Below are 11,841 nucleotides of genomic sequence, written 5' to 3'. Positions count from 1 at the left end.
TTTAAAGGAAAGAAAATGAATACCGCACTCTCTGCCTGGAGCGTTCGCCGATATGGCGGCCCCGACCAGCTTGTCCCCGTCACCCGACCGCTTCCAACCCCTGGTCCAGGCCAGGTACTGATCCGCATTCAGGCTTCGGCCGTGACTCGCGCAGATGGGATGATGCGCGCGGGTGTTCCGCGCTGGGCCCGGCCGTTTTTGGGGTTTCGTCGACCGCGCAAGGACCTGATCGGAACCTGCCTGTCGGGCGAAGTCATCGCAACCGGCCCGGGCGTGTCACGGTTTGCAATCGGGGATCGGATATTTGGAGAGGCCGGTCTGAATTTCGGTGCAAATTCCAGCCATATCTGCATGGAGGAAACCGGTGTTTTGATGCGCGCACCCGATGGCCTGTCGCCAGAGGAGGCTGCGGTGATGTGTGATGGGGCGCTCACGTCTCTCAATTTCCTGCGCGAAGTCGCCGGGCTGCGAGCTGGAGAAAAGATTCTTATCCTTGGCGCGTCGGGCAGTCTTGGCAGTGCTGCCGTGCAGCTTGCCTGCGCGATGGGGGCTGAGGTCACGGGCACGTGCAGCGCGCGCAACACCGCTTTGGTCAGCTCTTTGGGGGCCAGCCGTGTCATCGACTATACGCAAGAGGATTTCAGGCGGGAAAACACGCGTTATGACGTGGTATTTGACACGCTTGGCGTCAGTTCGTTTGACCAGTCGAAGTCGGCGTTGACCACATCGGGCCGCTATGTCTGCCCGGTACTCAGCCTTGATCTGTTGTGTGCCATGCTGCGCACGTCCTTGTTCGGAACACGCAAGGCGCGGTTTTCGGCCACGGGTATGCTGAAGCCCGACGTGTTGCGCCCGATGCTGGGCGATTTGATCGACTTGGTCGCTGCCGGCACGTTTGCCCCGGTCATGGACCGGACTTTTGCACATAACCAACTGGTCGAGGCGCATCGCTATGTGGAAACCGGGCGCAAGACGGGAAATGTGGTGTTGGTGTAAACCTGACCGGTTGACGCGTCAGGTGATCAGGTCCGGTAATCGTCGATCAGTGGGCTGGGTTTGGCAAAACGCTCAAGGTCTTCCTGGTCGGTGATGTGAATCCGGTTACCGTTCACGGTGACGCCGTAAGGCACCAGCCCCTTGAAGGCGCGGCTAAGGTTTTCCGGGGTCATCCCGAGATAGGACGCAAGGCGGCGTTTCTCAGTCAGCAGTTCGATTTTCGCACTGCCCCCCGCGCGCTTTTGTTGGCGCAGAATGTAATTCGCCAACCGCTCAAGCGAAGTGCGCAGCCTCAGGTCCTTCGTCGATTTGATCGCAGTGCGATAGCATTGCGCCAACTCCCCGACGATGGCGCGCGCGAATTCGGCGTCTCGCATAAAGATGGCCCGCACGTCCTGGCTCGGGATCAGAACGACCCTGCTTTTCTCAAGCGTGCGGGCGGACATGAGATAGGGCGCGTCCTTGATCGTTGCGGCCAGAATGAAGGTTGAAATCGGGTGGATCGTCGCCATGCTGGTTTCACGCCCATTCCAGCTTGAAAACAGATCGACCGACCCGGACAGCACGATATGCAGGAAATCGCTGGGCTCGCCCTCGCTGATCAGCTCGATCTGCGGCGGGAAATTCTGCACGTAGGATCCGCGCATCAACGCTTCGAATTGATCGTCGTCCATGGCGGCGAAGACCTCTAGCGAGCGGATATCTGAGTAGTGAGATTCGAGCATAGCGACAATCGAGCGTTTAAGGTGATTGATGGAATTAGCAGACACGATTGATAAATGTCAATGCTTCAGTTGAGGGCTGCGAAGGTCCCGCTTGATGTGTCAGAGTGTCGCAACCTGAATTCTGTGCCTGCCCGTTTATTTCGTCGTGGTTTTTCCGAAAATTGATCTAGGTCAAACGAGTTCCACCGTTTTCCCCCGCTTTTAGACAGCAATTCGAGCACGCGCCCTCGCGTTGAGGTCTGCCTTGCTCGCCACTTGGAGAAAGCGAAATGGAACTAGAAAACAAGGCAACAAGCCTTTGGCGCAACTTTTTCAACGTGAGAATGGTTCAGATCCGAACCTTCCACATGACGTGGTTCGCTTTCTTCGCCTGTTTCTTCGCCTGGTTCGGCATCGCGCCGATGATGATCGTTGTGCGCGAAGAGCTGGGGCTGACGAAAAGCCAGGTCGGTTGGACCATCATCGCCTCGGTGGCCGTGACCGTGTTTGCACGGTTCTTCATCGGCTGGCTGTGTGACCGGATCGGGCCGCGGCTCGCTTACACCGGTCTTCTCATCGTCGGGTCGATCCCGGTGGCCGGGATCGGCCTTGCGAATGACTTCACGACCTTCCTGTTGTTCCGCCTGATGATCGGCGTGATCGGTGCGTCGTTCGTGATCACGCAATACCACACCTCGGTGATGTTCGCGCCGAACGTGGTGGGCACGGCCAACGCGACCTCGGCCGGCTGGGGCAACCTGGGTGGCGGTGTCACGCAGATGGCGATGCCGCTGATCTTCACCGGCTTCGTAGTCGGCTTCAATTTCACCGACGCGGCCGCATGGCGCGCCTCGATGGTGGTTGTGGGCATGGTCACCTTCCTGATCGGTATCGCCTATTACTTCCTGACGCAGGACGCGCCTGACGGGAACTACAAGGAGCTGCGCGCGCAGAACAAACTGCCGCAGAAGGACAAAGTCACCGGCGCCTATTTCAACGCGATGAAGGATTATCGCGTCTGGCTGATGTTCATCATCTACGGTGCCTGCTTCGGGATCGAGCTGACGGTGAACAACGTCGCGGCGCTGTATTTCTTCGACTACTTCGAAGGCATCACGCTGGTGACCGCAGGTCTGATCGCGGCATTGTTTGGCCTGATGAACATCTTTGCCCGGACCCTGGGCGGCATCTTCGGTGATAACTTCGCCGCCCTGTGGGGCCTGCGTGGCCGCACAACCTGGCTGTTCATCGCGCTTCTGGGCGAAGGCCTGGCGCTGATGCTGTTCAGCCAGATGCCGATCCTGATCCTTGCGATCCCGACGCTGATCGTCTTCTCGCTGTTCACGCAGATGTCCGAAGGCGCGACCTACTCGGTGGTGCCCTTCGTCAACAAGAAGGCGTTGGGCGCAGTTGCCGGTGTGGTTGGTGCGGGCGGCAACGCCGGTGCGGTTGCTGCAGGCTTCCTGTTCAAGGGTGAAATGCCCTGGGATCAGGTTTTCCTGACCATCGGCATGATCGTGACCTGTGTCGCCTTCCTGGCTCTGTTCATCCGCTTCTCGCCCGAGAAGGAACAGGAAGAGAAGGCGCTGTTCGAAGCGGCCCACATGGGCACGCTGCAGCATCGGGCTGATGAAGCCAACGCCGCCCTGGTGCGGTCGCAGGAAATCATCTCCGACTACAACAAAACGCACAACCAGAAACTCTGAACAAAAATGGCGGGCCGCTGAAGGCCCGCCCCAACCTCGCCACTAGGAGGGTGACACGTGGGACAAGACCTAAGAAACTGGAACATTGAGGACGAGGGCTACTGGGCCTCGACCGGCAAGGCGATTGCCACGCGCAACCTGTGGATATCAATCCCCAGCTTGCTGTGTGGCTTTGCCGTTTGGCTCTATTGGGGCATCATCACCGTGCAAATGGTGAACCTGGACTTCGGATTTGCGAAATCCGACCTGTTCACGCTAGGCGCAATCGCCGGCCTGACTGGTGCGACGCTTCGTATCCCCTCGACTTTCTTCATTCGGATCGCGGGCGGACGAAATACTATCGTCTTTACAACCGCGCTTCTGATGATCCCGGCGATCGGTGCCGGTCTTGCGCTGCAAGACCCCGACACCCCGCTGTGGTACTTCCAACTGCTCGCCTTCCTGTCGGGTATCGGTGGCGGTAACTTCTCCTCCTCGATGTCCAACATCAGCTTCTTCTATCCGAAGAAGATCCAGGGCTATGCGCTGGGCATGAACGCTGGTCTGGGCAACTTTGGTGTGACCACCATGCAGATCCTGATCCCGCTGGCCATGACCATGGGTATCTTCGGGGGCGAAAGCCGCACGCTGGTAAACACCTCGGGCACGCTGATCGGGAAAATCCCGGCCGGGACCGAGACCTATATCCAGAACGCCGGCCTGATCTGGCTGGTTTTCCTCATCCCGCTGGCTGTCATCGGTTGGTTCGGAATGAACAACATCCGCGACGAACACGTGTCGCCCAACATCCCGAACCCGCTTGGCGCCTTTGCCACGATCACCGGCATGTTGATGATCGGCTTCATCACCGCGGCCTTCGGCCTGTGGCTGCTGCTGCCGACAGTTGACGGCGGCCTGCCGACGTCGGGCTTCGGTGTTTCGAAATGGATCGTGCTGCCCATCGTCATCGCGGCGACCGTTCTTGGTCTGAAGATGATCCCGGGTGCCGTCGGCCAGAACCTGAGCCGTCAGTACAAGATCTTTGGCAACAAGCACACCTGGGCGATGACCGTGATCTACACCATGACCTTCGGCTCGTTCATCGGCTACTCGGCCGCTCTGGCGCTGACCATCAAGGTTGTGTTCGGCTTCACGCACGTTGCCGGCGCTGATGGTGTGATGATGCACGACGCGGTGAACCCGAATGGCCCGTCGGCCCTAATGTTCGCCTGGATGGGCCCGTTCATCGGTGCGCTGATCCGTCCGATCGGCGGCATGATGGCTGACCGGTTGGGTGGCGCACGTGTGACCCAGTGGATCTCGATCGTGATGGTCGGCTCGGCCCTGGGTGTCGCCTACTTCATCCAGCAGGCATACGCTTCGGCCACGCCGGAACAGTACTTCTACCCGTTCCTGGGCCTGTTCCTGATCCTGTTCGCTGCCACCGGTATCGGCAACGGCTCGACCTTCCGCACCATCGCGATGGTGTTCAACAAAGAGCAGGCTGGCCCGGCTCTGGGTTGGACGGCCGCCGTCGCCGCCTATGGCGCCTTCATCATCCCGAAGGTGTTCGGTGAGCAGCTGAAAGCCGGTCATCCGGAATACGCGCTTTACGGCTTTGCGATCTTCTATGCGGTCTGCATCGCGATCAACTGGTGGTTCTACCTGCGCCCCGGCGCATACGTGAAGAACCCCTGATCCAAACACTCCGCGCGCGCCGGTGAACGGCGCGCGCGCCCTATGAACACCTCGTTGAGGAGCCACGAGATGAGCCATCTGCTCGACAGACTGAACTTTCTCCAGTCAAAGGAACTGGAACAGTTCTCGAACGGCCACGGTCAGGTCACGCGCGAAAATCGCGACTGGGAAGACACCTATAGGAACCGCTGGCGTCACGACAAAGTCGTGCGCTCGACCCACGGGGTGAACTGCACCGGGTCCTGCTCGTGGAAGATCTATGTGAAATCCGGGATCGTGACCTGGGAAACGCAGCAGACGGATTATCCGCGCACGCGTCCCGATCTGCCCAACCACGAACCGCGTGGCTGTGCGCGTGGCGCAAGCTACTCCTGGTATCTGTATTCCGCCAACCGGGTGAAGAACCCGCTGGTGCGCGGCAAGCTGATGCGCGTCTGGCGCCGCATGCGCGAAACGATGGGCCCGATCGAGGCCTGGACCGCGCTTCAGGATGATCCGATCCTGCGCGCGTCCTATGTCGAGACCCGTGGGAAGGGCGGCTTCGTGCGCGCCACGTGGGACGAGGCCACCGAAATCACCGCCGCCGCGAACGCCTATACCGCCAAGACCTACGGCCCTGACCGTGTCTTCGGCTTCTCGCCGATCCCGGCGATGTCGATGGTGTCTTACGCAGCCGGCTCGCGCTATCTGTCGCTGCTTGGCGGCGTCTGCATGAGCTTCTATGACTGGTATTGTGACCTTCCGCCGGCCTCGCCGATGACTTGGGGCGAACAGACCGACGTGCCGGAAAGTGCCGACTGGTACAACGCGGGTTACCTGCTGCTTTGGGGCTCGAACGTGCCGCAAACGCGGACGCCTGACGCGCATTTCTATACCGAAGCACGTTACAGAGGCACCAAGTCGGCGGTGATCTGCCCCGACTATTCGGAAGCCGCAAAATTCGGCGATGTCTGGCTGAACGCCAAACAGGGTACCGACGCTGCACTTGCGATGGCCTTCGGCCACGTGATCCTGCGCGAATTCCACCTGGATCATCAGGCCGAGTATTTCGAAGAATACACCCGAAAATACTCCGACTTCCCGATGCTGGTGAAGCTGGAAGAAAAAGGCGGCAGTTTGATCCCGGGCCGCTTCCTGCGTGCCGATGATCTGGACGGCAAGCTGGGCGAAGAAAACAACCCGGAATGGAAGACCGTCGCGCTGGACGAAGTGTCCGGCGAGCTGGTCGCACCGAACGGCTCGATCGGCTACCGCTGGGGCGAAGACGGCGAATGGAACCTTGAGGAGAAAGCCGCCGAGGCTGAAACCAAGCTGAACATGTCGCTGGTTCTTGACGGCGATCACGACGAAGTTGCCGGGGTCGATTTCCCGTATTTCGGCGGCGTCGCGACCGAGCACTTCAGCACAGGGGACGAACGCCCCAACGTGCTGACGCGCAACATCCCGGTGAAGGTGATCGAAACCGCGGACGGCCCGGTCAAGGTGGCCACCGTGTTCGACCTGTTCTGCGCCAACTACGGTCTTGATCGTGGTCTGGGCGGCGACTGGGTTGCCAAGGATTACGGCGACGACGTGCCGGGCACCCCGGCCTGGGCCGAGAAGATCACCGGCGTTTCCGCCGACAAGATCACCCATGTTGCCCGTGAATTCGCGCAGAACGCCGAGAAGACCAACGGCAAGTCGATGATCATCATCGGTGCGGCGATGAACCACTGGTATCACATGGACATGAACTACCGGGGTGTCATCAACATGCTGGTGATGTGCGGTTGCGTCGGCCAATCGGGCGGCGGCTGGGCGCACTATGTGGGCCAGGAAAAGCTTCGTCCGCAGACCGGCTGGTTGCCGCTGGCCTTTGGCCTGGACTGGGGTCGCCCGCCACGGCAGATGAACTCCACTTCGGCTTGGTATGCCCACACCGATCAGTGGCGCTACGAGACGCTGGAAGCCGACGAGATCCTGTCGCCCACCGCGCCAGAAGGCGACTGGGACATCAACATGATCGACTACAACATCCGCGCTGAGCGGATGGGGTGGTTGCCGTCGGCCCCGCAGCTGAAGACCAATCCTCTGGAAGTTGCCCGCAAGGCGAAAGCTTCGAAGAAAGAGGCCGCCGCATACGTTGCGGATCAGCTGAAATCCGGCAAGCTTGAGATGTCCTGCGAAGACCCTGACGCGCCCGAGAACTGGCCGCGCAACCTCTTCGTCTGGCGCTCGAACCTGTTGGGGTCGTCCGGCAAGGGCCACGAATACTTCCTCAAGCACCTGCTTGGCACCGATCACGGTGTGATGGGCAAGGACCTGGGCGAAGAAGGTCGGCAGTTGCCGAAGGAAGCCAAATGGCACGAGGACGCCCCGCGCGGCAAACTCGACCTTCTGGTAACCATCGACTTCCGTATGTCGACCACCGCTGTCTATTCGGACATCGTGTTGCCGACGGCCAGCTGGTACGAGAAGAATGACCTGAACACCTCGGACATGCACCCGTTCATCCACCCGCTGCAGGCGGCTGTTGATCCGGCGTATGAATCGAAGTCGGACTGGGAAATCTTCAAGGCGATCGCCAAGAAGCTTCAGGAAATCGTGCCGGGTTATCTGGGCGAGGAGACCGACCTGGTCGCGATGCCGATCCTGCACGACACGCCCGGCGAATTGGCCCAGGACGTGGTCATGGACTGGAAGAAGGACGAATGCGACCTGATTCCGGGCAAGACTGCGCCGAACTTCATCACTGTCGAAAGGGACTACGGCGCGATCTATGACCGCTTCGTGGCGCTTGGACCGCTGATGGACAAGCTGGGCAATGGCGGCAAAGGTATCGGTTGGAAGACCAAGCACGAAGTGCAGCACCTGCGCGAGTTGAACGGTGTGTGGGAAGATGGCCCGGCCAAGGGCTGCGCCAAGATCGAGACCGACATCGACGCCGCCGAAGTGGTATTGATGCTGGCGCCCGAGACCAACGGCGAAGTGGCCGTGAAAGCCTGGAGCGCGCTGAGCGAGGCCACTGGCCTGGACCACACGCACCTGGCCAAGCCGAAGGAAGACGAAAAGATCCGCTTCCGCGACATCGCAGCCCAGCCGCGCAAGATCATCTCGTCGCCGACATGGTCGGGGATCGAGAGCGAGGAGGTCTGCTACAACGCTGGTTACACCAACGTGCATGAGCTGATCCCGTGGCGGACGCTGACCGGTCGCCAGCAGCTCTATCAGGATCACCTGTGGATGCGGGCATTTGGCGAAGGCTTCATGTCCTACCGTCCCCCGGTCGACCTTAAGACGGTCAACCCGGAGGTGCAGGATGCGGAAGACACGCTGGTTCTGAATTTCATCACTCCGCACCAGAAATGGGGCATCCACTCGACCTATTCTGACAACCTGTTGATGCTGACGCTCAACCGGGGTGGTCCGGTGATCTGGATTTCCGAGAACGACGCCAAAACGGCGGGGATCGTGGATAACGACTGGGTCGAGCTGTACAACACCAACGGGGCGCTGACGGCCCGTGCGGTGGTGTCGCAGCGGATGAAGGACGGAACAACCTTCATGTACCACGCTCAGGAGAAGATCGTGAACACGCCCGGATCTGAAAAGACCGGCAATCGTGGCGGTATCCACAACTCGGTGACCCGCACCACGCTCAAACCGACCCACATGATCGGCGGATATGCCCAGCAATCCTATGGTTTCAACTATTACGGAACCGTCGGTGCGAACCGGGATGAATTCGTCGTCGTCAGGAAGATGCGCAAGGTCGACTGGCTTGACCAACCCGCAGACAACAAGGAGTCCGCACAATGAGAGTTCGTGCGCAAATCGGCATGGTGCTGAACCTCGACAAATGCATCGGGTGCCACACCTGCTCAGTCACCTGCAAGAACGTCTGGACGTCGCGCGACGGTGTCGAATACGCTTGGTTCAACAACGTTGAGACCAAGCCCGGCACCGGCTATCCGACCGACTGGGAAAACCAGGACCGTTGGAACGGCGGATGGGAGCGGACCAAGTCCGGCAAGCTTCAGCCCAAGCAGGGCGCGAAATGGCGGATCCTGTCCAACATCTTCGCCAACCGCGATCTGCCTGAAATCGACGATTACTATGAGCCGTTCGATTTCGACTATGACCATCTGAAGTCGGCGCCTGAGATGAAGGCGTTCCCGACCGCACGCCCGCGTTCCAAGATCACCGGCGAGCGGATGGAGAAGATCGAGAAGGGTCCGAACTGGGAAGAGATCCTGGGCGGCGAGTTCGCCAAGCGGTCCGAGGACTACAACTTCGAGGGCATCCAGAAGGAGATCTATGGGGAATACGAGAACACCTTCATGATGTATCTCCCCCGTCTGTGTGAGCACTGCCTGAACCCGGCCTGTGCGGCCAGCTGCCCCTCGGGCGCGATCTACAAACGCGAGGAAGACGGCATTGTCCTGATCGACCAGGAAAAGTGTCGCGGCTGGCGGATGTGCGTCTCGGGCTGTCCTTACAAGAAGGTCTACTACAACTGGGAAAGCGGCAAATCCGAGAAATGCACCCTGTGTTACCCGCGCATCGAAAGCGGCAACCCGACGGTGTGTTCAGAAACCTGTGTGGGTCGGATCCGGTATCTGGGCGTTATGCTGTATGATGCCGACAAGATCGACCAGGCGGCGAATGTCGAGGCCAAGACCGACCTCTATGACGCCCAGCTGGACGTGTTCCTTGATCCCAAGGATCCCGAGGTGATCGCCGCAGCGCGGGCCGATGGTGTGCCTGAGGACTGGATCAAGTCGGCACAAGAAAGCCCGGTTTGGAAAATGGCGATGGACTGGAAGGTTGCCTTCCCGCTGCATCCCGAATACCGGACCCTGCCGATGGTGTGGTACATCCCGCCGCTGTCACCGATCCAGAACGCCGCCGAGGCGGGCGCAATCGGCATGGATGGCGCGATGCCGGACGTGAAGAACCTGCGCATCCCGCTGCGGTATCTGGCCAACATGCTGACGGCTGGTGACGAGGCCCCTGTGGCCACGGCGCTGGAACGGATGCTGGCGATGCGTGCCTATATGCGGTCCAAGACCGTGGAAGGCGTGATCGACGAAGGTATCGCCGAGCGCGTCGGCCTGGACGGTCGCACGATCGAGGACATGTACAAGATCATGGCCCTTGCGGATTACGAAGATCGTTTCGTCATCCCGACCACGCACCGTGAACAGGTCGAAGACGCCTATGAGCTGCGCAGCGGCTGTGGCTTCACCGATGGCAACGCCTGTTCGCCCGGGATTTCGAAAGGGTCGCTGTTTGGCGGCTCCAAGAAAGCCCTGAAGATGCCGACGGAGGTGCAGTGACATGGATCGTACACTGAAATCCATTTCTCTCCTGCTCAGCTACCCAACCCGGGAGCTGCAGGAGGCGATGCCGGAAATCGGCGGCGTGCTGGCGTCTGACTCGCGGTTGACCGCGGCGATGCGCCGGGATCTGCGTCCCTTGGTGGAGGCAATCCAGGGCGGTGATATCTTCGAGCTGGAAGAGCAGTATGTCATGCTGTTTGACCGCTCGCGCACGCTCTCGCTCAACCTGTTTGAGCATGTCCACGGCGAAAGCCGGGACCGGGGTGGCGCGATGGTGTCGCTGATCGAGACCTACCGCGATGCCGGCTTTGAGCCGGTGACGTCGGAACTGCCCGATCACCTTCCCGTGCTTTTGGAATTCCTGTCGACGCGTCCCTTCGCGGAAGTGCAGGATACCTTGGCGGACGCGGCGCATATTCTTGACGCTCTTCGCGAACGGCTTGTCCGTCGCGAAAGCTTGTATGTGTCTGCGTTCGCCGCTCTTTCCCAGCTTGCCGGCGTCACCGCCGACAGCGCGGCTGTTGCCGAGTTGCTGGAAGAGCCGGAGGTCGACCCCGATGATCTGGAAGCGCTGGACGCGGTCTGGGAAGAAAGCGAAGTCCGTTTCGGGCCCGACCCGAACGCGGGCTGCCCGCAAGTGCGGGACATGCTCAGCAAAATGGATGAACCCACCAACCCCGCGCCCAATGTGGCAGCGGAATAAGGGAGGCTACTATGCACAACTTTCTCTTCGGTATCTTCCCCTATATCGCGCTTAGCGTCGGGATTGTGGGAAGCATCGCGCGTTATGAGCGTGATCCGTTCACCTGGAAAACCTCGTCGTCGCAGCTGTTGCGTCGCAAGCAGCTGGTGATGGGCTCGATCCTGTTTCACGTCGGCATTCTGGTGATCTTCTTTGGTCACCTGGTCGGTCTTCTGACCCCGATCTGGATTTTCGACGCGATGGGCATCAGTCACGGCGCGAAACAGCTGCTGGCTGTCATGGCTGGTGGTGTTGCAGGCGTCATGGCGCTGGTGGGCGGCCTGATGCTGTTCCACCGTCGCTGGACCGATCCGCGCATCCGCAAGACCTCCAGCACCTGGGACATTGCGATCCTGGCGATGCTGCTGGGTCAGCTGGTGCTGGGCCTGTTCACGATCGTGGCCTCGCTTGGCCACCTGGACGGCCATGAGATGGTCAAGTTCATGTCCTGGGCGCAAGGGATCTTCACTTTCGACAGTAACGCGGCCAGCTACGTCACCGACGTGGCGCTGGTGTTCAAGCTGCATCTGATCCTGGGTCTGACGATCATCCTGGTGTTCCCGTTCACGCGTCTTGTGCACATGCTCTCGGTTCCGCTGCGCTACTTCCTGCGCCCCGGATACCAGATCGTGCGCTCGCGCCGGACGGTTCCCTTGCCGACGCGCACGGGCACCGGTGGTAAATCGTAACGTCCT

At 60.2% G+C, this 11,841-nt stretch carries 8 protein-coding genes; 7 read left to right on the top strand and 1 reads right to left on the bottom strand.

Annotated features, from left to right (window positions below; translation table 11 throughout):
* The first annotated feature begins 15 nt into the window (after window positions 1–15).
* Window positions 16–996, top strand: coding sequence for an NAD(P)-dependent alcohol dehydrogenase (locus MN188_RS09520; protein WP_242108519.1), 981 nt, complete (start codon window positions 16–18; stop codon window positions 994–996).
* 26 nt (window positions 997–1,022) lie between these two features.
* On the opposite strand, the gene MN188_RS09515 is transcribed toward MN188_RS09520, so the two are convergent.
* Window positions 1,023–1,721, bottom strand: coding sequence for a cyclic nucleotide-binding domain-containing protein (locus MN188_RS09515; RefSeq protein ID WP_242108517.1), 699 nt, complete (start codon window positions 1,719–1,721; stop codon window positions 1,023–1,025).
* A gap of 347 nt (window positions 1,722–2,068) precedes the next feature.
* Between MN188_RS09515 and MN188_RS09510 the strand changes: the two genes are divergently transcribed.
* The 6 genes from MN188_RS09510 to narI all read left to right on the top strand — a co-directional run bounded on the left by MN188_RS09510 (window position 2,069) and on the right by narI (window position 11,835).
* Window positions 2,069–3,406 carry an MFS transporter gene (locus MN188_RS09510; protein WP_242108515.1) on the top strand — a complete coding sequence of 446 codons (1,338 nt, stop codon included), beginning with the start codon at window positions 2,069–2,071 and terminating at the stop codon, window positions 3,404–3,406.
* 57 nt (window positions 3,407–3,463) lie between these two features.
* Window positions 3,464–5,083 carry an MFS transporter gene (locus tag MN188_RS09505; RefSeq protein WP_242108513.1) on the top strand — a complete coding sequence of 540 codons (1,620 nt, stop codon included), beginning with the start codon at window positions 3,464–3,466 and terminating at the stop codon, window positions 5,081–5,083.
* A 69-nt stretch (window positions 5,084–5,152) separates the two neighbouring features.
* Window positions 5,153–8,881: a nitrate reductase subunit alpha gene (locus MN188_RS09500; RefSeq protein ID WP_242108511.1), complete on the top strand. Its 3,729-nt coding sequence runs from the start codon at window positions 5,153–5,155 to the stop codon at window positions 8,879–8,881.
* A complete protein-coding gene (narH, locus tag MN188_RS09495; RefSeq protein ID WP_242108508.1) occupies window positions 8,878–10,401 on the top strand; it encodes a nitrate reductase subunit beta in 1,524 nt (507 codons plus the stop codon). Before MN188_RS09500 ends, narH begins: the two co-directional genes overlap by 4 nt.
* Before the next feature lies 1 nt (window position 10,402).
* Window positions 10,403–11,107, top strand: coding sequence for a nitrate reductase molybdenum cofactor assembly chaperone (gene narJ / locus MN188_RS09490; RefSeq protein WP_242108506.1), 705 nt, complete (start codon window positions 10,403–10,405; stop codon window positions 11,105–11,107).
* A gap of 11 nt (window positions 11,108–11,118) precedes the next feature.
* Window positions 11,119–11,835: a respiratory nitrate reductase subunit gamma gene (gene narI / locus MN188_RS09485; protein WP_242108504.1), complete on the top strand. Its 717-nt coding sequence runs from the start codon at window positions 11,119–11,121 to the stop codon at window positions 11,833–11,835.
* The last annotated feature ends 6 nt before the right edge of the window (window positions 11,836–11,841 follow it).

Origin of the sequence: Aliiroseovarius subalbicans, assembly GCF_022678625.1 — a bacterium.
Lineage (GTDB): Bacteria > Pseudomonadota > Alphaproteobacteria > Rhodobacterales > Rhodobacteraceae > Aliiroseovarius_A > Aliiroseovarius_A subalbicans.
The sequence above is the reverse complement of the archived record's forward strand: the minus strand, read 5'-3'. Positions and strand labels throughout refer to the sequence as shown.